Source organism: Streptomyces sp. SID10853 (assembly GCF_010548145.1).
Classification (GTDB): Bacteria; Actinomycetota; Actinomycetes; order Streptomycetales; family Streptomycetaceae; genus Streptomyces.
In genome coordinates this window covers 1-19,939 of the sequence record NZ_JAAGLN010000124.1, presented here as the reverse complement: position 1 = coordinate 19,939, position 19,939 = coordinate 1, and the positions used below count along the sequence as shown (strand labels likewise).

23 protein-coding genes are annotated in these 19,939 nt (G+C 72.1%); 18 read left to right on the top strand and 5 right to left on the bottom strand.

Annotated elements, in window-relative coordinates:
- Positions 1 to 195: 195 nt before the first annotated feature.
- Positions 196 to 1,788: an oxidoreductase gene (locus G3I19_RS22185; protein ID WP_164265433.1), complete on the bottom strand. Its 1,593-nt coding sequence runs from the start codon at positions 1,786 to 1,788 to the stop codon at positions 196 to 198.
- Positions 1,789 to 1,912: 124 nt separating this feature from the next.
- Between G3I19_RS22185 and hisD the strand changes: the two genes are divergently transcribed.
- From hisD to hisF, 8 genes are read left to right on the top strand one after another with little or no spacing between them, the layout of a single operon-like run.
- A complete protein-coding gene (gene hisD / locus G3I19_RS22180; protein WP_164265432.1) occupies positions 1,913 to 3,235 on the top strand; it encodes a histidinol dehydrogenase in 1,323 nt (440 codons plus the stop codon).
- Positions 3,232 to 4,338 (top strand): histidinol-phosphate transaminase, encoded by a 1,107-nt coding sequence (locus tag G3I19_RS22175; RefSeq protein WP_164265431.1) that lies wholly within the window; start codon positions 3,232 to 3,234, stop codon positions 4,336 to 4,338. Before hisD ends, G3I19_RS22175 begins: the two co-directional genes overlap by 4 nt.
- Positions 4,339 to 4,343: 5 nt before the next feature.
- Positions 4,344 to 4,937, top strand: coding sequence for an imidazoleglycerol-phosphate dehydratase HisB (hisB, locus tag G3I19_RS22170; protein WP_164265436.1), 594 nt, complete (start codon positions 4,344 to 4,346; stop codon positions 4,935 to 4,937).
- Between the two features lie 2 nt (positions 4,938 to 4,939).
- Positions 4,940 to 5,107 carry a hypothetical protein gene (locus G3I19_RS36960; protein WP_203599910.1) on the top strand — a complete coding sequence of 56 codons (168 nt, stop codon included), beginning with the start codon at positions 4,940 to 4,942 and terminating at the stop codon, positions 5,105 to 5,107.
- Positions 5,098 to 5,745, top strand: coding sequence for an imidazole glycerol phosphate synthase subunit HisH (hisH, locus tag G3I19_RS22165; protein WP_203599924.1), 648 nt, complete (start codon positions 5,098 to 5,100; stop codon positions 5,743 to 5,745). Before G3I19_RS36960 ends, hisH begins: the two co-directional genes overlap by 10 nt.
- A complete protein-coding gene (gene priA / locus G3I19_RS22160; protein WP_164265429.1) occupies positions 5,745 to 6,488 on the top strand; it encodes a bifunctional 1-(5-phosphoribosyl)-5-((5-phosphoribosylamino)methylideneamino)imidazole-4-carboxamide isomerase/phosphoribosylanthranilate isomerase PriA in 744 nt (247 codons plus the stop codon). Before hisH ends, priA begins: the two co-directional genes overlap by 1 nt.
- The gene (locus G3I19_RS22155; protein WP_164265428.1) at positions 6,485 to 6,898 is read left to right on the top strand and encodes a RidA family protein; all 414 of its coding nucleotides are present in this window, start codon (positions 6,485 to 6,487) and stop codon (positions 6,896 to 6,898) included. Before priA ends, G3I19_RS22155 begins: the two co-directional genes overlap by 4 nt.
- Positions 6,895 to 7,650: an imidazole glycerol phosphate synthase subunit HisF gene (gene hisF / locus G3I19_RS22150; RefSeq protein WP_164265427.1), complete on the top strand. Its 756-nt coding sequence runs from the start codon at positions 6,895 to 6,897 to the stop codon at positions 7,648 to 7,650. Before G3I19_RS22155 ends, hisF begins: the two co-directional genes overlap by 4 nt.
- Before the next feature lie 60 nt (positions 7,651 to 7,710).
- Here hisF and G3I19_RS22145 read toward each other — a convergent pair whose 3' ends face one another.
- On the bottom strand, positions 7,711 to 8,343 hold the full coding sequence (locus tag G3I19_RS22145) for a TIGR03085 family metal-binding protein (RefSeq protein ID WP_164265426.1): 633 nt from the start codon (positions 8,341 to 8,343) through the stop codon (positions 7,711 to 7,713).
- 84 nt (positions 8,344 to 8,427) lie between these two features.
- On the opposite strand from G3I19_RS22145, the gene hisI reads away from it, so the two are divergent.
- The 10 genes from hisI to lgt all read left to right on the top strand — a co-directional run bounded on the left by hisI (position 8,428) and on the right by lgt (position 17,353).
- Complete coding sequence (hisI, locus tag G3I19_RS22140) at positions 8,428 to 8,796, top strand: phosphoribosyl-AMP cyclohydrolase (RefSeq protein ID WP_164265425.1); 369 nt, start codon at positions 8,428 to 8,430, stop codon at positions 8,794 to 8,796.
- Positions 8,797 to 8,872: 76 nt separating this feature from the next.
- Positions 8,873 to 10,375 carry an anthranilate synthase component I gene (locus G3I19_RS22135; protein WP_164265424.1) on the top strand — a complete coding sequence of 501 codons (1,503 nt, stop codon included), beginning with the start codon at positions 8,873 to 8,875 and terminating at the stop codon, positions 10,373 to 10,375.
- Positions 10,375 to 11,025 (top strand): TIGR02234 family membrane protein, encoded by a 651-nt coding sequence (locus tag G3I19_RS22130; RefSeq protein ID WP_164265423.1) that lies wholly within the window; start codon positions 10,375 to 10,377, stop codon positions 11,023 to 11,025. The genes G3I19_RS22135 and G3I19_RS22130 overlap by 1 nt, the downstream gene beginning before the upstream one ends.
- Before the next feature lie 149 nt (positions 11,026 to 11,174).
- Positions 11,175 to 11,423: an HGxxPAAW family protein gene (locus G3I19_RS22125; protein ID WP_164265422.1), complete on the top strand. Its 249-nt coding sequence runs from the start codon at positions 11,175 to 11,177 to the stop codon at positions 11,421 to 11,423.
- Between the two features lie 104 nt (positions 11,424 to 11,527).
- Positions 11,528 to 12,058 carry a DUF2752 domain-containing protein gene (locus tag G3I19_RS22120; RefSeq protein ID WP_164265421.1) on the top strand — a complete coding sequence of 177 codons (531 nt, stop codon included), beginning with the start codon at positions 11,528 to 11,530 and terminating at the stop codon, positions 12,056 to 12,058.
- Positions 12,059 to 12,172: 114 nt separating this feature from the next.
- On the top strand, positions 12,173 to 12,982 hold the full coding sequence (gene trpC, locus G3I19_RS22115; protein ID WP_164265420.1) for an indole-3-glycerol phosphate synthase TrpC: 810 nt from the start codon (positions 12,173 to 12,175) through the stop codon (positions 12,980 to 12,982).
- A 210-nt stretch (positions 12,983 to 13,192) separates the two neighbouring features.
- Complete coding sequence (gene trpB, locus G3I19_RS22110; protein ID WP_164265419.1) at positions 13,193 to 14,440, top strand: tryptophan synthase subunit beta; 1,248 nt, start codon at positions 13,193 to 13,195, stop codon at positions 14,438 to 14,440.
- Between the two features lie 83 nt (positions 14,441 to 14,523).
- A complete protein-coding gene (gene trpA, locus G3I19_RS22105) occupies positions 14,524 to 15,303 on the top strand; it encodes a tryptophan synthase subunit alpha (protein WP_203599918.1) in 780 nt (259 codons plus the stop codon).
- 72 nt (positions 15,304 to 15,375) lie between these two features.
- A complete protein-coding gene (locus G3I19_RS22100; RefSeq protein ID WP_164265417.1) occupies positions 15,376 to 16,200 on the top strand; it encodes a thioredoxin domain-containing protein in 825 nt (274 codons plus the stop codon).
- Between the two features lie 85 nt (positions 16,201 to 16,285).
- On the top strand, positions 16,286 to 17,353 hold the full coding sequence (gene lgt / locus G3I19_RS22095) for a prolipoprotein diacylglyceryl transferase (protein ID WP_164265416.1): 1,068 nt from the start codon (positions 16,286 to 16,288) through the stop codon (positions 17,351 to 17,353).
- 25 nt (positions 17,354 to 17,378) lie between these two features.
- Here the strand turns inward: lgt and G3I19_RS22090 are convergent, their stop codons facing one another.
- The 3 genes from G3I19_RS22090 to G3I19_RS22080 form a co-directional block, all read right to left on the bottom strand.
- Positions 17,379 to 18,257, bottom strand: a complete 879-nt coding sequence (locus tag G3I19_RS22090) for a CoA ester lyase (RefSeq protein ID WP_343235169.1) — start codon at positions 18,255 to 18,257, stop codon at positions 17,379 to 17,381.
- Entirely contained in the window at positions 18,254 to 19,480 is a 1,227-nt protein-coding gene (locus G3I19_RS22085) for a CoA transferase (protein ID WP_164265434.1), read from the bottom strand. The genes G3I19_RS22090 and G3I19_RS22085 overlap by 4 nt, the downstream gene beginning before the upstream one ends.
- Positions 19,481 to 19,503: 23 nt before the next feature.
- On the bottom strand, positions 19,504 to 19,939 hold a 436-nt coding region (locus G3I19_RS22080), incomplete at its 5' end, for an ADP-ribosylglycohydrolase family protein (RefSeq protein ID WP_164265415.1).

The following is a 19,939-nucleotide window of genomic DNA, read 5'->3' as shown; positions in this document are numbered from 1 at the left end:
CTCGGCTCTGAGGGCTGCCGGGCCGGGCTGCCGGGCCGGGCTCGGCCTGCGGGCTCGGGACTTCGGGCCCGGGGCGCGGGCTGAGGGCTGCGGGCTGTCGGCACGGCGGTGGGCTGCAGGCGGTGGACTGCGGGGTGCGGGCGATGGGCACGGGCGCGAGCTGCGGGCCCGGGACACCGGCTGAGACCCACCGGCTCAGCTCCTGCGCAGCAGCCGGGTGGCGCCCGTCGCGACCGTCGTGGCCAGGATCCAGCCCAGTACGATCAGCGCCGCCGCCGCCCACTGCCAGCCGCCGTACAGCTTCCAGTAGCCGTCCTGGCCGAGATTGATCACCGGGATCAGCAGATCCAGCGCATAGAGCGCCGCGTTCCACTGCGGATGTCCGTCCGCGCTGATCGGCTCCGGGTGGTAGCGCGAGAACGCGACCGTGCCCGCCGCCCAGAGCACCGCCATCCAGAGCGCCGCCCGCCCCGGCCGGTAGCCGTACGCCACCGTCCAGTCCTGCAGATAGCCCCACACCTTGGCGGCCAGCGGCAGCGTCTCCCGGCGTCTGCGCTGCTTCGCCAGCAGCACCTCCCGGGCGTCCGCGTCCTCGCCGCTGCTGCGCAGCACCGACGCCAGCCGTTCGTACGGCTCCGGCGCGTACTCCGGGGTCGCCGCCGTCACCCACTCCAGCCGCTGCTCCAGCGGGAAGTGGCCGACCGGGATGAGGTTCTCGTAGCTGAAGCCGCCCATCGCCAGACCGCCGGGCCCCGGCCAACTGGTCGACATATCGACCAGGTTGACGACCTTGGCCCCCGAGAGCACCACCCGGCCCTGCTCCGGGCGGTCCCCGAGGAAGCGCAGTTCGGGTGTCTGGATGCGGCGCAGCGAGAGCTCCTGGTCGCTGTGCATACGGAACTTGGCACTCCGCAGGTCGAGCGCGTCCCCGAACCGCCCGTCGTCCAGCCGTATCCCGCCGACGCACTCGAACGGCTGGAGCCGCGTCCCGTACGGCGGGGTCGGCCCGGTGCCGTACGGGGGAGTGGTGCCGCCGCCGTCCGGCGCCACCCCGGCCGCCGACAGATAGAGCGTGCGCTCCACCGAGAGCTGCGGGGCGTTCAGCGCCCGCCGCCCGTCCGGATTCAGCAGCCGGCTGCCGTTGAAGCTCAGCGAGACGCCGATCCGCGCCGAGCGCAGACTCACCTCGCCGTGCGACTCGATCATCTCGGCCTGCAGATCCTGTGCCACATACAGTCCGTCGGCCGCGATCGAGCGCCCCTTGCGGTCCGGGTGCACCACCATCATGTTGATCAGCAGATCCGTGCCGATCTGGGCGTCGGTCAGCCGGATACCGCCCGCCACCCGGCAGCGCGGCAGATGCAGATCGCCCTCGGTGTGCAGCCGGGCCGCCTCCAGGCGCGGCATCGCGCAGCCCACCATCCGGACCGTGGTGACCCGGCACTCGGGCAGCAGCACCTCGTCCTCGAACCGGCAGCCGGTCAGCTCCACGTACGGCGTGACCGTGCCGCCCGCCAGATCCAGCGCACCGGTGATCTGCACCCCGGTCAGCTTCAGCGAGGAGACCCGCCCGGCCAGCGCGGGCGGCCCGCTGAGCAGCAGCAGGGCCACGACACGGGCACGGACCGTGCGCTCCGGGCCCCAGGTCCTGGCCGAGAGCGGATTGTCCATGACCGGATTGCGGGTGCGCAGATCGTACGTACTGCCGTTGCGGAAGGCCTCCCACATGCCCAGCTCGGCGCCGGTCAGCCAGTCGGGCGCATGCTCGTCGTGCTGCGCCTCTGTCACTGCCGCCCCTCCCTGCCCACGAGTGATGAAGTGAACGCTAGCGGTCACCGCCGGGGGGCCGGTTGTGTATCAGCCACTGATACGGGCGTCCGGGGGCCGCGGCCGGTCTGAGAGAATTGGGGGCATGATCTCCCGAATCGATCTGCGCGGCGAAGCCCTCCCCGAGGGCGGCGCCCTGCGCGACCTGCTGCCCCGTGCCGAGTTCGACGTACAGGCCGCCCTGGAAAAGGTGCGGCCGATCTGCGAGGACGTGCACCATCGGGGCGACGCGGCGCTGATCGAGTACGCGGAGAAGTTCGACGGTGTGCGGCTCGATCAGGTGCGGGTCCCCGCGCAGGCGCTGGCCGACGCCCTGACCGGGCTCGACCCGGCGGTCCGTGCGGCCCTGGAGGAGTCGGTCAGGCGGGCCAGGCTGGTCCACCGCGCCCAGCGGCGCGGCGAGCACACCACCCAGGTCGTCCCCGGCGGCAAGGTGACCGAGAAGTGGGTACCGGTCGAGCGTGTCGGGCTGTACGCGCCGGGCGGACGCTCCGTCTACCCCTCGTCCGTGATCATGAACGTGGTGCCCGCGCAGGAGGCGGGCGTCGAGTCGATCGCCCTCGCGTCCCCGGCGCAGAAGGAGTTCGGCGGACTGCCGCACCCGACGATCCTCGCCGCCTGCGCGCTGCTCGGCATCGACGAGGTGTACGCGGCGGGCGGCGCCACCGCCGTCGCGATGTTCGCCCACGGCACCGAGTCCTGCCCCCCGGCGAACATGGTCACGGGCCCCGGCAACATCTGGGTCGCGGCCGCCAAGCGGTACTTCACCGGCCGGATCGGCATCGACGCGGAGGCCGGCCCGACCGAGATCGCCGTCCTCGCCGACGCCACGGCCGACCCCGTGCACGTCGCGGCCGACCTGATCAGCCAGGCCGAGCACGACCCGATGGCCGCCGCCGTCCTCGTCACCGACTCGGCCGATCTCGCCGACGCGGTGGAGAAGGAGCTGGCGCCGCAGGTCGCGGCCACCAAGCACATCACCGAGCGGATCGTCCCCGCCCTGGAGGGCGAGCAGTCCGCGATCGTCCTGGTCGACTCGGTCGACGACGGCCTGAAGGTCGTCGACGCGTACGGCGCCGAGCACCTGGAGATCCAGACCGCGGACGCCGCGGCCGTCGCCGCCCGGGTCCGCAACGCCGGAGCCGTCTTCGTCGGCCCCTGGGCCCCGGTCTCCCTCGGTGACTACTGCGCCGGGTCCAACCACGTCCTGCCCACCGGCGGCTGCGCCTGCCACTCGTCGGGCCTCTCGGTCCAGTCGTTCCTGCGTGGCATCCACATCGTCGACTACACCCGGGACGCGCTCGCCGAGGTCACCCACCACGTGGTGGCGCTCGCCGACGCCGAGGACCTCCCCGCGCACGGCGCCGCCCTCAGGGCGAGGTTCGGATGGCAGGTGCCCACCGCATGACCGGCATCGACGACCTGCCCGTACGGGACGAACTGCGCGGCCAGTCGCCGTACGGCGCGCCCCAACTCGACGTCCCTGTACGGCTGAACACCAACGAGAACCCCTACCCGCTCCCCGAGGCCCTGGTCGACCGGATCGCCGAGCGGGTCCGCGAGGCGGCCCGCACGCTCAACCGCTACCCCGACCGGGAGGCCGTCGAGCTCCGCACCGAGCTGGCCCGCTACCTCACCAGGACCGCGGGCCACCCGGTCACCACGGCCAACGTCTGGGCGGCGAACGGCTCCAACGAGGTCATCCAGCAACTGCTCCAGACCTTCGGCGGCCCCGGCCGCACCGCCATCGGCTTCGAGCCGTCGTACTCGATGCACGCCCTCATCTCACGCGGCACCGGCACCGGCTGGATCTCCGGACCGCGCAACGAGGACTTCACCATCGACGTCGCGGCGGCCGAGCGCTCCATCGCCGAGAACCGGCCGGACGTCGTCTTCATCACCTCGCCCAACAACCCCACGGGCACCGCGGTCGACACCGCGACGGTCCTCGCGCTGTACGAGGCGGCGCAGGCGGCGGGCCCCTCGATGGTCGTGGTGGACGAGGCGTACGGCGAGTTCAGCCACGCGCCCTCGCTGCTCCCGCTGATCGAGGGCCGCCCCCACCTGGTCCTCTCCCGGACGATGTCCAAGGCGTTCGGCGCCGCCGGGCTCCGGCTCGGCTACCTGGCGGCGGACCCGGCGGTGGTCGACGCCGTCCAGCTCGTACGGCTGCCGTACCACCTGTCGTCCGTCACCCAGGCCACCGCGCTCGCCGCCCTGGAGCACACGGATACGCTGTTGCGGTACGTCGAGCAGCTGAAGGCCGAGCGCGACAGGCTCGTCGGCGAGCTGCGCTCCATCGGATACGACGTGACGGAATCCGATGCCAACTTCATCCAGTTCGGCCGCTTCCAGGACGCCCCGGCTGCCTGGCGGGCGATCCTCGACCACGGTGTCCTGATCAGGGACAACGGGGTCCCCGGATGGCTGCGGGTCTCCGTGGGCACTCCGGCCGAGAACGACGCGTTCCTCGAAGCGGCACGCGCACTGTACAAGGAGATCACCGCATGACTCGCGTGGGCCGCATCGGACGGGTGGAACGCACCACCAAGGAGACCTCGGTCGTGGTCGAGATCGATCTCGACGGCACCGGCAAGGTCGACGTGTCGACAGGCGTCGGCTTCTACGACCACATGCTCGACCAGCTGGGCCGCCACGGCCTCTTCGACCTCACGGTCAAGACGGACGGCGACCTGCACATCGACTCGCACCACACCATCGAGGACACCGCCCTGGCGATCGGCGCCGCCTTCAAGCAGGCGCTCGGCGACAAGGTCGGCATCTACCGGTTCGGCAACTGCACGGTTCCGCTGGACGAGTCGCTCGCCCAGGTCACCGTCGACCTCTCGGGCCGCCCCTACCTGGTGCACACCGAGCCGGAGAACATGGCGCCGATGATCGGCGAGTACGACACGACGATGACCCGGCACATCCTGGAGTCGTTCGTCGCGCAGGCGCAGATCGCGCTGCACGTCCACGTGCCGTACGGGCGCAACGCCCACCACATCGTGGAGTGCCAGTTCAAGGCCCTGGCGCGCGCGCTGCGTTACGCGTCCGAGCACGACCCGCGGGCAGCGGGCATTCTTCCTTCGACCAAGGGCGCCCTGTAAGCATGACTGGCCTCAACACCATCCTCATCGTCGTCGGCCTCTTCCTGGCCGGCGGCGTCTACTCGTTCGCCAAGCAGAAGATGCCCGCGAGCCTCATCGTGCTGCTCTCCATCGGAGCCGTGATGTGCCTGGCCGCGGGTGTCATGCGCATCCAGGGAATCTGGACATGACCGCAGGCAGGAAGGTCGTCGTCTTCGACTACGGCTTCGGCAACGTCCGTTCCGCCGAGCGCGCCCTCGCGCACGCCGGCGCCGACGTCGAGATCACCCGTGACTTCGACCGCGCCATGAACGCCGACGGGCTGCTCGTCCCCGGCGTCGGCGCCTTCTCCGCCTGTATGCAGGGCCTCAAGGAGGCACGCGGCGACTGGATCGTCGGCCGCAGGCTGGCGGGCGGCCGCCCCGTCATGGGGATCTGCGTCGGCATGCAGATCCTCTTCGAGCGCGGCATCGAGCACGGCGTGGAGACCGAGGGCCTCGACGAGTGGCCCGGCACGGTCGGCCCGCTCAAGGCCGACGTCGTACCGCACATGGGGTGGAACACCGTCGAAGCCCCGGCGGACACCGAGCTGTTCGCCGGGCTCGACGCGGAAGCGCGCTTCTACTTCGTGCACTCCTACGCGGCGCACGACTGGTCGCTCGAAGTCACCAACGCCAACATCCGCGCCCCGCGCGTCACCTGGGCCACCCACGGCGAGCGCTTCGTCGCGGCCGTCGAGAACGGCGCCCTGTCGGCCACCCAGTTCCACCCCGAGAAGTCCGGCGACGCCGGCGCCCAGCTGCTGACCAACTGGATCGGAACCCTCTGATGTCCGCCTTGCAGAAGAAGCTCGAACTCCTCCCCGCCGTCGACGTCAGGGACGGCCAGGCGGTCCGCCTCGTCCACGGCGAGTCCGGCTCCGAGACCTCCTACGGCTCCCCCCTGGAAGCCGCGCTGTCCTGGCAGCGGTCGGGCGCCGAGTGGCTGCATCTGGTCGACCTCGACGCCGCCTTCGGCACCGGCGACAACCGGAAGCTGATCTCCGAGGTCGCGTCGGCGATGGACATCAAGGTCGAACTCTCCGGCGGCATCCGCGACGACGCCTCCCTGGCCGCGGCCCTCGCCACCGGCTGCACCCGGGTCAACCTCGGCACCGCCGCGCTGGAGACCCCCGAGTGGGTCGCGAAGATCATCGCCGAGCACGGCGACAAGATCGCGGTCGGCCTCGACGTACGCGGAACGACCCTGCGCGGCCGCGGCTGGACCCGGGACGGCGGCGACCTCTACGAGACGCTCGCCCGCCTCGACTCCGAGGGCTGCGCCCGCTACGTGGTGACCGACATCGCCAAGGACGGCACACTCCAGGGCCCCAACCTGGAACTCCTGAAGAACGTCTGCGCGGCCACCGGCCAACCCGTCGTCGCCTCCGGCGGTGTCTCGTCGCTGGACGACCTGCGGGCCATCTCCTCGCTCGTCCCCTCGGGCGTGGAGGGCGCGATCGTCGGCAAGGCGCTGTACGCCGAGGCTTTCACCCTGGAAGAGGCCCTCGAAGCGGTAGCGGTGGCGGCATGAGCGAGGACGCCACGGACGACGGCGTACGCCGTATCGCGTCCGGCGGCCCGTGGGAGGAGTCGTTCGGCTACTCCCGCGCGGTGGAGCTGCCCAACGGCCTCGTCCTCGTCTCCGGCTGCACCTCGGTGGCCGGCGGCCGGATCGCGGAGGGCGGCCCGTACGAACAGGCCGTCACCGCCTTCGGTGTCGCCGTCGACGCGCTCAAGGAGCTCGGCCTGGGAGCCGAGGACGTGGTCCGCACCCGGATGTACGTCACGCACGCCCGCGACGTGGACGAGGTCGGCCGGGCCCACAAGGAGCGGTTCGGCGCGGTACGCCCCGCCGCATCGATGATCATCGTCTCCGGTTTCGTCGACCCCAGCCTGGTCGTCGAGGTCGAGGTGGAGGCGTACCGCAGGGAGCGCGCATGACACTCGCCGTACGGGTCATCCCCTGCCTCGACGTGGACAACGGCCGCGTCGTCAAGGGCGTCAACTTCCAGAACCTCCGGGACGCGGGCGACCCCGTCGAGATGGCCAGGCTCTACGACGCCGAGGGCGCCGACGAGCTGACCTTCCTCGACATCACCGCCTCGTCCGGCGACCGCGAGACGACCTACGACGTGGTGCGCCGCACCGCCGAGCAGGTCTTCATCCCGCTCACGGTCGGCGGCGGCGTCCGCACCACCGAGGACGTCGACAAGCTGCTGCGCGCGGGCGCGGACAAGGTCGGCGTCAACACCGCGGCCATCGCACGCCCGGAACTCATCAGCGAGATCGCCGAACGCTTCGGACGCCAGGTGCTCGTCCTCTCGGTCGACGCGCGCCGCACCGAGCAGGGCACCTTCGAGGTCACCACGCACGGCGGCCGCCGGGGCACCGGCATCGACGCCGTCGAGTGGGCGCACCGGGCGGCCGAGCTGGGGGCGGGCGAGATCCTGCTCAACTCCATGGACGCCGACGGCACCAAGGACGGCTACGACACCGAGATGATCGCCGCGGTACGCGCCCACGTCACCGTGCCGGTCATCGCCAGCGGGGGCGCGGGCGCCCTGGAGCACTTCCCCCCGGCGGTCGGTGCCGGTGCGGACGCGGTGCTCGCCGCGTCCGTCTTCCACTTCGGTGACCTGCGGATCTCCCAGGTCAAGGACGAGCTGCGGCAGGCCGGTCACCCGGTCAGATAGGGCAGCCCCGGCCGAGAGAGCGCTCGGCCGCCTCCCCACCAGGGGGCGGCCGAAGGTCTCTCACATGCCGAGCGTGGCCTCGATCGCCTTGGCCGACGCCTCCGCGTCCCCGTCGACCTCCACCTTCGCCGCGTCCTGCCGGCCCGACGCGAACATCGTCAGCTCACCCGGCTCCCCGGTGACCGTCACCACCGGCGTGCCGCGGTGCGCCACCACGGTCTGGCCGTCGGGCCGGCGCAGCACGAGCCCCACCGGCGCCTTGCGCCCCATCAGCCTGGCCGCCTTCTCCAGCCGCCGCCACAGCGACTCGGCGAAGACCGGGTCCACCTCACGGGGCGACCAGTCGGGCTGCGCCCGCCGGACGTCCTCGGCGTGCACGAAGAACTCGACCGCGTTGGCGCCCTCGTCCACCTGCTTGAGGGAGTAGGGGGAGAACTTCGGCGGCCCCGTACGGATCAGCTGGATCAGCTCCTCGTACGGCTTCGCGGTGAACTCGCCCTGCACCCGGTCGAGGCGCCCCTTGAGCGCGCCGATCATGATCCCGCCCGCCGCGTCGAGCCGCCGCTCGCGTACCACCACATGGGCGGCGAGATCGCGGGTCTTCCAGCCCTCGCAGAGTGTCGGGGCGCCGGGGCCCGCGGCCTCCAACAGGTCGGCGAGGAGAAGTCGTTCGCGTTTGGCATGGGTCGACATGTCCGCCAGCGTACGGCCGCCAGCGACGTTCCGCCCAGTGGACGGCGGCCCGCGGGCGCCCGGGGGAGCGGCACAATGGACCCCATGACCAGTACGTCCAGCACGCCGCAGCCCAGCCGTCTCGACCCTGCGATCGCCGCACGCCTCAAGCGCTCGGCGGACGGCCTGGTGCCGGCCATCGCCCAGCAGTACGACACGGGCGAGGTACTGATGCTCGGCTGGATGGACGACGAGGCCCTGCACCGCACCCTCACCACAGGACGCTGCACCTACTGGTCGCGCAGCCGCCGTGAGTACTGGGTCAAGGGCGACACGTCCGGGCACGCGCAGCACGTCAAGTCGGTCGCCCTCGACTGCGACGCCGACACCGTCCTGGTGAAGGTGGACCAGGTCGGCGCGGCCTGCCACACCGGCGAGCGGACCTGCTTCGACGCCGACGTCCTGCTGGGCTGAGACGACGGCCGTGCGCCGGTCCCCGCCCGTACCGTCCACCGATCATGGGCAGGGCCGAAGACCCTAGACTTCCGCCATGGACCTGGAGACCTTCCGCAAGCTCGCCGCCGACCGACGCGTCATCCCCGTGAGCCGCACCCTGCTCGCCGACGGAGACACCCCGGTGGGTCTCTACCGCAAGCTCGCCGCCGAGCGCCCCGGCACCTTCCTCCTGGAGTCCGCCGAGAACGGCCGCACCTGGTCCCGCTACTCCTTCATCGGGGTACGGTCCGCCGCCACCCTCACCGAGCGCGACGGCGCCACCCACTGGGAGGGCGCACCGCCGGTCGGCGTCCCGGTCGACGGCGACCCGCTGCAGGCCCTGCGCGCCACCGTCGAGGCGCTGCACACCCCGCGCGACCTGGCGGGCGGTCTGCCGCCCTTCACCGGCGGCATGGTCGGCTACCTCGGCTACGACATCGTGCGCAGGCTGGAGAAGGTCGGCCCCGGCGAGCGCGACGACCTGAAGCTGCCCGAGCTGACCATGCTGCTCACCTCGGACCTCGCCGTGCTCGACCACTGGGCGGGCACGGTCATGCTGATCGCCAACGCGATCAACCACAACGACCTCGACACCGGCGTCGACGAGGCGTACGCCGACGCCGTGGCCCGGCTCGACGCCATGGAGGCCGACCTCGCGCGCCCGTCGGGCTCCGCGCCCGCCGTACTGCCCGCGTCCGAGCTGCCCGAGTACACCGCGCTCTGGGGCGGCCCGGAGTACCAGGCGGTGGTCGAGGACATCAAGGAACGCATCAGGGCCGGTGAGGCTTTCCAGGTCGTCCCGTCCCAGCGCTTCGAGACGGCCTGCACGGCGAGCGCCCTGGACGTCTACCGGGTGCTGCGCGCCACCAATCCCTCGCCCTACATGTACCTCTTCCGCTTCGACGGCTTCGACGTCGTCGGCTCCAGCCCCGAGGCGCTGGTCAAGGTCGAGGACGGGCGCGCCCTGCTGCACCCCATCGCCGGGACCCGGCACCGCGGCGCGACCCCGCGCGAGGACCAGGAGCTCGCCGACGAGCTGCTCGCCGACCCGAAGGAGCGCGCCGAGCACCTGATGCTGGTCGACCTCGGCCGCAACGACCTCGGACGGGTCTGCGAGCCGGGTTCCGTCGAGGTCGTCGACTTCATGTCGGTCGAGAAGTACTCCCACGTCATGCACATCGTGTCCACCGTGACGGGCCGGGTCGCCGAGGGGCGCACCGCCTTCGACGTCCTCACCTCCTGCTTCCCCGCCGGCACCCTCTCCGGCGCCCCCAAGCCCCGCGCGCTGCAGATCATCGACGAGCTGGAGCCGACCAGGCGCGGCCTCTACGGCGGCTGCGTCGGCTATCTCGACTTCGCCGGCGACTCCGACACCGCCATCGCCATCCGAACGGCCCTGCTGCGCGACGGCACCGCCTATGTGCAGGCCGGGGCGGGTGTGGTCGCCGATTCCGATCCGGTGTCCGAGGACAACGAGTGCCGCAACAAGGCGGCGGCCGTGCTCCGCGCCGTCGGTTCGGCCAACCGCCTCACCGGGCCGCAGGGACGTAAGGGATAGTGGAGGGCGTGAGTGCCGTACCCCCGCCCCGATCCGAAGCAGGACCGGCCGCCGCCTCCCCGGGCGGCCGCCGCAGTCTTGCCACCGCTCTGATACTCGGCGCAGTCGGCGCTGCCGTCGTCCTCCTCGCCTCCGGCCAGACCTGGGCCAGGGGCAACGCCCCGGTCGGCGGCGGCGCGCTGCCGCTGACGGCTGACGGCGGCGATGTCACGGGAGTGCCCACGGCGCTCGCGATCGTCGGCCTCGCCGCTCTCGTCGCCGTTTTCGCGGTACGCAGGGCGGGCCGTCTCTTCGTCTCCGCGCTGCTCGCGGTCTGCGGGGCCGGTGCGGCCGTCGCGGCCTTCGCCGGAGCGCGCGACAGCTCGGCGCTGGACGAGAAGGCGGCCACATCCGCCGGAAACACCGCCACCACCATCGAGGCGCTGTCCCACACGGCCTGGCCTTACGTGGCCGCGTTCGGCAGCCTGCTGATCCTCGTCGCGGGCCTGCTCGCCCTGCGCTACGGCAGGCAGTGGCCCGCCATGTCCAGCCGGTACGAGCGCGACGGCACCCCGCGGCCGCGCCGGCCGCGCACGGCACCGGACCCGGAGCGCCCCGAGGAGATATGGAAGGCGCTCGACCGCGGTGAGGACCCCACGCGCGAAGCGTGACGGACAGCTCACCCCCCAGCTCATCCCCGCCCACCGCGGTGCGCGACAATGGGCATGAGCTTCCGGCGCCCGGCCGGGCCACGGCTGGGACGGGCGGCCGCGGAACACGCCCTTAGAGGGCCTGGACACACAGCAACGAGGAGCAACTCATGGCGGGCACCAGCCACGGACACACCCCGGCCGCCTGGACCGGCGTCATCATCGCCTTCATCGGCTTCTGCGTCTCGGGCGCCTTCATGGTGATGGCCAGCCCGGTCGGGGTCATCGCCGGACTCGTCGTCGTGGTCATCGGCGGCGTCGTCGGACTCGGCATGAAGGCCGCCGGCCTCGGTATGCCGAAGGAGTCCGAGGCCAGCATCCAGGCCAGGGCGCGCGCCGCCCAGGCGCAGGTGCACTGACGCCCTCTCCCGCGAGCACCGTCGTACGGGGCGCAGTCCGGTCGTCCGGGCTGCGCCTTCCCGTTTGAGCTGCGCCTTCTCGTACGAACAGGGAGAATCGCCGCGTGGACCCCAACGCAGCCCCCGCCACCCTCCGCGCCCCGGCCCAGGCCGAGCTCCAGGCCCCGCAGCCGGGCGCGGCCCCGCATCCGGCCTGGCTCCAGGCCCCCGGCCACCAGGCGCCCCCGGCCGCCCCCGAGCCGCTCGTACGGAGGCTTCTCGTACCGGTCGGCACCCTGGCCGCCGTCGCCGCCGCCTTCACCTATGTCGGCGCGGTCGACCCCAACCACCCCGGCCACTATCCGGTCTGCCCGCTCTACGCGCTCACCGGTGTCTACTGCCCGGGCTGCGGCGGGCTGCGCAGCGCCCACGAGTTCGCCCACGGCCACTTCGTGGCAGCGCTCGGTGACAACGCGCTCGCGGTCGTCGGGTACGGCGTGTTCGCCGTGGTGATGGTGGTGTGGCTGATTCGCGCCGTACGGGGACGGGCCACGCGGTTCACGATGCGGCCGGCCCTCTGGTGGGGGATCGGCGCCGTGGCCCTGGTCTTCAGCGTGCTGCGCAACTTCCCGGTGGGGTCCTTCCTGGCTCCCTGAGCGTCCACGGGCCGGAACTCGCACGGACCGGATGCGGGGCCCCGGGGCTTCTACGGATAACATCACCTTGGCTGATCCTGATCCATCCACACGTCCCGGAAGGGGGCCGCTCGCGTGAGTGTGCTCGACGAGATCATCGAAGGCGTACGCGCCGACCTCGCGGAGCGGCAGGCGAGCGTCAGCCTCGACGAGCTCAAGGACCGCGCCGCGAAGGCCCCCCAGGCCAGGGACGGAGTCGCGGCCCTGCGCGGCGACAGCGTCAAGGTCATCTGCGAGGTCAAGCGCTCCAGCCCCTCGAAGGGCGCGCTGGCCGCCATCGCCGACCCCGCAGCGCTCGCCGCCGACTACGAGGCGGGCGGCGCGTCCGTCATCTCCGTACTGACCGAGGGGCGCCGCTTCGGCGGATCGCTGGCCGACCTGGAGGCCGTCCGGGCCAAGGTCGACATCCCGATCCTGCGCAAGGACTTCATCGTCACCGCGTACCAGCTCTGGGAGGCGCGGGCGTACGGAGCCGACCTGGTGCTCCTGATCGTCGCCGCCCTTGAGCAGGAGGCGCTGGTCTCGCTGATCGAGCGCGCCGAGTCCATCGGGCTCACCCCGCTGGTCGAGGTGCACGACGAGGACGAGGCCGAGCGTGCGGTCGCCGCCGGTGCCCGGATCATCGGGGTCAACGCGCGCAACCTCAAGGACCTCAAGGTCGACCGCGGCACGTTCGAGCGGGTCGCGCCCGAGATCCCCTCGCACGTGGTCAAGGTCGCCGAATCCGGTGTCCGCGGCCCGCACGACCTGATCGCCTACGCCAACGACGGAGCCGACGCCGTGCTGGTCGGCGAGTCCCTGGTCACCGGCCGCGACCCGAAGGGCGCCGTCGCCGACCTGGTCGCCGCGGGCGCCCACCCGGCCCTGCGGCACGGGCGGGACTGACCCCCATGGCCATCGCCCGTCTCTCGCGTGGGTGCAAGCCCCGCGGCTGCCGTGCGCCCGCGCGGCGGGTGCACGGGCGACGGGTGCGCTACCACATCGGTTCCGAGCCCGGCCAGATCAACGGCATGCGATGGCGTCGCTGAGCGGACAGCTCAGCCACACCTTTCACCTCCTGCGTACCAAACCCTTACGTACCCGCGGAGATCACGCATGTCTTCAGAGTTCTTCATCCCGGATCCGGACGGCCGGATCCCCAGCGCCGATGGCTACTTCGGCGCCTTCGGCGGCAAGTTCATCCCCGAGGCGCTCGTCGCCGCGGTGGACGAGGTCGCCGTCGAGTACGACAAGGCGAAGGCCGACCCGGCGTTCGCCGCCGAGCTGAACGACCTCATGGTCGACTACACCGGCCGGCCCAGCGCCCTCACCGAGGTGCCGCGGTTCGCCGAACACGCCGGTGGCGCACGGATGTTCCTCAAGCGCGAGGACCTCAACCACACCGGCTCCCACAAGATCAACAACGTGCTCGGCCAGGCGCTGCTCACCAAGCGCATGGGCAAGACCCGGGTCATCGCGGAGACCGGCGCCGGGCAGCACGGCGTCGCCACGGCGACCGCCTGCGCCCTGTTCGGCCTCGAATGCACCGTCTACATGGGCGAGATCGACACCGAGCGCCAGGCGCTCAACGTCGCCAGGATGCGGATGCTCGGCGCCGAGGTCGTCGCCGTGAAGTCCGGCAGCCGCACCCTCAAGGACGCCATCAACGAGGCGTTCCGCGACTGGGTCGCCAATGTGGACCGCACGCACTACCTCTTCGGCACGGTCGCCGGGCCGCACCCCTTCCCGGCGATGGTGCGTGACTTCCACCGGGTGATCGGCGTCGAGGCGCGGCGGCAGATCCTGGAGCGCGCCGGCCGGCTCCCCGACGCCGTGGCCGCCTGCGTCGGCGGCGGGTCCAACGCCATTGGGCTCTTCCACGCGTTCATCCCGGACACCTCGGTGCGGCTGGTCGGCTTCGAGCCCGCCGGGCACGGCATCGCGACCGGCGAGCACGCGGCCACGCTCTCCGCGGGTGAGCCGGGGATCCTGCACGGCTCCCGTTCGTACGTACTCCAGGACGAGGAGGGCCAGATCACCGAGCCCTACTCGATCTCCGCCGGGCTCGACTACCCCGGCATCGGCCCGGAGCACGCCTACCTCAAGGACGTCGGGCGCGGCGAGTACCGCGCGGTGACCGACGACGAGGCCATGCAGGCGCTGCGTCTGCTGTCGCGCACCGAGGGGATCATCCCGGCCATCGAGTCCGCGCACGCGCTGGCCGGTGCGCTGGACCTCGGCAAGGAGCTGGGCAAGGACGGGCTGATCGTGGTCAACCTGTCCGGCCGCGGCGACAAGGACATGGACACGGCTGCCCGTTACTTCGGGCTCTACAGCGCGGACGCGGAGGTGGCGGCCAAGTGAGCGGCAACGGCGGAAACAACGGCAACGGCGGAAACAACGGAACCGGTGGGCACGGCGGCAACACGGAGCTCCTCAGCACGGTCCTGACCGGGGCGAAGGCGGAGGGCCGGGCGGCGCTCATCGCGTACCTCCCGGCCGGCTTCCCCACGGTCGACGGCGGCATCGCGGCGGTGAAGGCCGTCATCGAAGGCGGCGCCGACGTCGTCGAGGTGGGGCTCCCGCACAGCGACCCGGTCCTCGACGGACCGGTCATCCAGACCGCCGACGACATCGCGCTCAAGGGCGGCGTGAAGATCGCCGACGTACTGCGCACGGTCCGTGAGGGGTACGAGGCCACCGGCGCGCCCATCCTCGTCATGACGTACTGGAACCCCATCGACCGGTACGGCGTCGAGCGGTTCACCGCCGAGCTGGCCGATGCAGGCGGCGCCGGCTGCATCCTGCCCGATCTGCCGGTCCAGGAGTCCGCGCTGTGGCGTGAGCACGCGGAGAAGCACGGTCTCGCGACCGTCTTCGTCGTCGCGCCGAGCAGCAGGGACGAGCGGCTGGCGACGATCACCGCCGCCGGCTCCGGCTTCGTCTACGCGGCCTCGCTGATGGGGGTCACCGGCACCAGGAACTCCGTGGGCGAGCAGGCCCAGGAGCTCGTCCGGCGCACCCGCGCCACCACCGAGCTGCCGGTGTGTGTGGGGCTCGGGGTCTCCAACGCCGAGCAGGCCGCCGAGGTCGCCGGGTTCGCCGACGGAGTGATCGTCGGATCCGCGTTCGTCAAGCGGATGCTCGACGCGGAGAACGACGCCGCGGGTCTTGAGGGCGTCCGCGAACTGGCGGGCGACCTGGCCAAGGGCGTACGCCGAAGCTGACGCCGTCGCTCGTACGGGTGGAACTGGGACCGGGGAGGCACGCTCGTGCCTCCCCGGTTCGTTGCTGCGGGTGTGAGCGAGAAGAACCGAGACGCGAAGAGGGCCGCCCGCGAGCGGCTCGTCGAAGAGCGCGAGAAGCAGAAGGCCCGTGACCGGCGCAAGCGCGGAATGATCGTCGGCGGCTCCGTGGTGGGGGTGCTGGCGCTGGCCGCCGTGATCGGAGTGGTCGCGGCCAACTCCGGCAAGGACAGCGGCGATTCCAGAGCGAACAGCCCCCTCACCGTGCCGAGCGGTGCGACCGGAAAGGACAGCCTGGCCGTCCCGGTGGGGGCGAGCGACGCACCGTCCACGCTCACCGTCTGGGAGGACTTCCGCTGCCCGGCCTGCGGCCAGTTCGAGAACGGCTTCCGCAGCACGGTCCACGAGCTGGAGAAGTCCGGCCGGCTGAAGGTCGAGTACCACATCGCCACGCTCATCGACAGCAACATGGGCGGCACGGGCTCGCTGCGCGCGGCCAACGCGGCCGCCTGCGCGCAGGACGAGAGGAAGTTCCCCGCCTACCACGACGTGCTCTACGAGAACCAGCCCGAGGAGACCACCGACCCCTACGCGCAGAACAGCAAGCTGCTCCAGCTCGCCGGGAAGGTCAAGGGGCTGAAGACGGCCGCCTTCACCTCCTGTGTGAACAGCGGGAAGCACGACAGCTGGGTGAAGCGGTCGAACGAGGCATTCCAGAAGGGCGGCTTCAGCGGCACCCCGACGGTCGAGCTCAACGGCTCGTCGGTCTTCCCCAAGAAGGGCAACGAGCAGATCTCGCCCGCCAATCTGAAGAAGTGGGTGACCGAGGCCAACCAGGGCAAGAAGGCCGGCACGGTCTCACCGGCGCCCGCCTCCTGAGCACGCCCGGGAGGGGCCTTGTTACGCATACGTTGCCGGGTGGGTGGTCCGACGGCCCGCCCGGCCATGTAGCGTCGGCGGTGCCATGAACCTTGCCTTCATCCCCAGTCCGTCGACCGGCGTGATCCATCTCGGACCGATCCCGCTGCGCGGCTATGCGTTCTGCATCATCATCGGTGTCTTCGTCGCCGTCTGGTACGGCAACAAACGCTGGGTCGCCAGGGGCGGCAACGCCGGCACCGTGGCCGACATCGCGGTGTGGGCCGTGCCCTTCGGTCTGGTCGGCGGCCGGCTGTACCACGTCATCACCGACTACGAGCTGTACTTCAGCAGTGGCCGGGACTGGGTCGACGCTTTCAAGATCTGGGAAGGCGGCCTGGGTATCTGGGGCGCGGTCGCGCTCGGCGCGGTCGGCGCCTGGATCGGCTGCCGCCGCCGGGGGATCCCGCTGCCCGCCTGGGCCGACACGCTGGCGCCCGGCCTCGCCTTCGCGCAGGCCATCGGCCGCTGGGGCAACTGGTTCAACCAGGAGCTGTACGGCAAGCCGACCGATCTGCCCTGGGCGCTGAAGATCAGCGAAGGCACCGACCGGATCGCCGGGACGTACCACCCGACCTTCCTCTACGAGTCGCTCTGGTGCGTCGGCGTCGGCCTCCTCGTCATCTGGGCCGACCGCCGCTTCACCCTCGGCCACGGGCGGGCGTTCGCGCTGTACGTCGCCTCCTACTGTGTGGGCCGCGCCTGGATCGAGCACATGCGGGTCGACTACGCGCACCGGATCCTCGGGCTGCGGCTCAACGACTGGACCGCGCTGATCATGTTCCTGCTCGCGGTGGCGTACCTGGTCATCTCGTCGAGGCTGCGTCCCGGCCGTGAGGAGATCGTCGAGCCCGCCGCCGTGGAGGCGGCAGCCGCGGGCGCCGACACCGAGGACGCCAAGGACGCGGCGCCCAAGGACGCGGCGCCCAAGGACTCTGCGCCCAAGGATTCCGCGCTCAAGGACGCGCCAGAGGTCTCCGCGCGAGAGGACTCCGCGCCCGAGGATTCCGTAGCGGAGGACTCTGCGGCTGACGGCGACGGCGAGAGCAGCAGCGCCGTTGACGGTGACGGCGGCGGAGCCGTCAAGGCGGAAGCCCGGGCCGAGAAGGGCTGACCGGCCCGTCGGCCACGGCCGCGTCTCAGACGCGCCGGCGTTCCGCGAGATCCAGCGTGCGCCGGGCCCCCGCCACCACGGCCGCATCCACGAACCGGCCGTCGGGAAGCGCCAGCGCCCCCTCGTCCGTGGGCGCGGCCAGCATGATGTCCCGCGCTGCCCGCACCTCCGCCGCGGTGGGCAGATACGCCTCCTCGATCACCGGCAGCTGCCTCGGATGGATCGCCGCGCGCCCCAGGAAACCCAGCGTCCTGCCGCGTGCGCAGGACGCCGCGAGTCCCTCCAGGTCGCGTACGTCCGCGTACACCGACTGGGCGGGCGGGGCCAGTCCCGCCGCCCGCGCCGCGACCACCGCACGGCTCCGCGGCCAGGCGAGACCCGCCTCGTCGTACACCCCCAGATCGGCCCGCAGATCCGCCTCGCCGAGCGCCAGCCCCCGCACCGAGGGGGTGGCGGTGGCGATCTCGTACGCCCGCTCCACCCCCAGCGCCGATTCCAGGATCGGATAGAGCGCGATGCCCGCGCGGCCCGCGTCGGCCGCCCAGCCGGCCACATCGCGCACCTCCGCCGGACCGCCGGCCTTCGGCAGCCGCAGCCCCGCGAGCCCCGGCAGCCCGGCGACGGCCCGTACGTCCTTCTCGGCGAGCGGGCCGTCCAGCGCGTTGATCCGCACATGGACCGGCGAGGGGCCGGGGGACGGGTCGGTGAGGAGTTCGGCGGTGGCGTCACGTGCGTACGCCTTGCGGTCCGGCGCGACCGCGTCCTCCAGGTCGACCAGCACCACATCGGCGCCCGACGCCAGCGCCCTCGCCACCACGGCGGGCCGGTCACCCGGCACGTACAACCAGGTCAGCACGGTCCGCACCGGGCTGGGCGCGGGCAGCGCCTCCGATGACACGTTCACCGGACCGCACCCGATTCCCGCAGAGCCGCGATGGCGTCCGGTGCCAGGCCGATCCCGGTCAGTACCTCGTCGGTGTCGGCGCCGTGCGGGCGTCCGGCCCACTTGACGGCGCCCGGAGTCCCGGAGAGCCGGAAGAGGACGTTCTGCATCCGGATGGTGCCCAGCTCCTCGTCCGGGACCTCCGTGATCGTGCCCAGCGCCCGGTACTGCGGGTCCGCCATCACATCGCCGATCTCGTAGACCGGCGCGATGGCCGCCTCGGCCTCCTCGAACGCCTTCACCACATCGGCCCGGTCGTGCCGGGCGATCCAGTCGCCGACCGCCGCGTCCAGCTCGTCGGCGTGCCGGGCGCGCTGCGCACCGGAGGCGAACCACGGCTCGTCGATGACCTCGGGCCGCCCCACCAGGCGCATCACCCGCTCCGCGATCGACTGGGCCGACGTCGACACGGCCACCCAGCTGCCGTCGCGGGTGCGGTAGGTGTTGCGCGGCGCGTTGTTGTTCGACCGGTTGCCGGTGCGCGGCTGTACGTAGCCGAGCTGGTCGTACCAGATGGCCTGCGGGCCGAGCACCGCCAGCATCGGCTCGATGATCGCCATGTCCACGACCTGACCGCACCCGGTGACGTCCCGCCCGGCGATGGCCGTCATCACGGCGTACGCGGTGGAGAGCGCGGCCACCGAGTCGGCGAGACCGAAGGGCGGCAGCGTCGGCGGTCCGTCCGGCTCGCCGGTCATGGCGGCGAACCCGCTCATGGCCTCGGCGAGCGTGCCGAACCCCGGGCGCCGCGCGTACGGACCGAACTGGCCGAACCCGGTCACCCGCGCCAGCACGAGCCGCGGGTTGGCCGCGGACAGCTCCGCCCAGCCCAGGCCCCACTTCTCCAGGGTGCCGGGCCGGAAGTTCTCGATGACCACATCCGCTCCGGCGGCCAGCTTCAGCAGCACATCGCGGCCTTCGGGCGAGGAAAGGTCGAGCGTGATGTTCCGCTTGTTCCTGCCCAGCAGCTTCCACCACAGCCCCACGCCGTCCTTGCTCGGGCCGTGCCCGCGCGAGGGGTCGGGCTTGCGGGGGTGCTCCACCTTGATGACCTCGGCCCCGAAGTCGCCGAGCATCGTCGCGGCCAGCGGTCCGGCGAAGAGCGTCGCCAGATCGAGGACGCGCAGCCCCTGGAGGGGGGAGGGCCGGGGCGCTTCCGGTGTCTCCGCGGTCTCGTCGTGCATCTGTGGTGCCTCCACTGCCCTCGTCATGCCGGTAGGTCCGCTCGCCGTACCTGGCGCAGCGTGCGCTCGGCGAGTGTGTCGAAGCCGATGCCGTCCAGGCCGCCCACCGTGGTGGCCAGCCGGTTGTGCAGCGGCGCTGTCCAGCGGGACGGCAGCGCGCGCGGGCCGCCCGCGAGCAGTCCCGCGACGCTGCCCGCCGTCGCCCCGTTGGAATCGGTGTCCCAGCCTCCGGACACCGCGCGGCAGACGGAGCCGGTGAAGTCACCGCCGGCATGGGTCAGCGCGGCCGCGAGCAGCGCCGCGTTCGGCAGCACGTGCACCCAGTGGTGGTCGCCGTACGCCGTGTGCAGCTCGTCGACGACCGACTCGAACGCGGCGGCGGTGCCCAGCGGTTCGGCGTTGGCCCGGTCGATACCGAAGCGCACCGCGGCCGCGGACCGGGAGCCCGGCGGCACGACC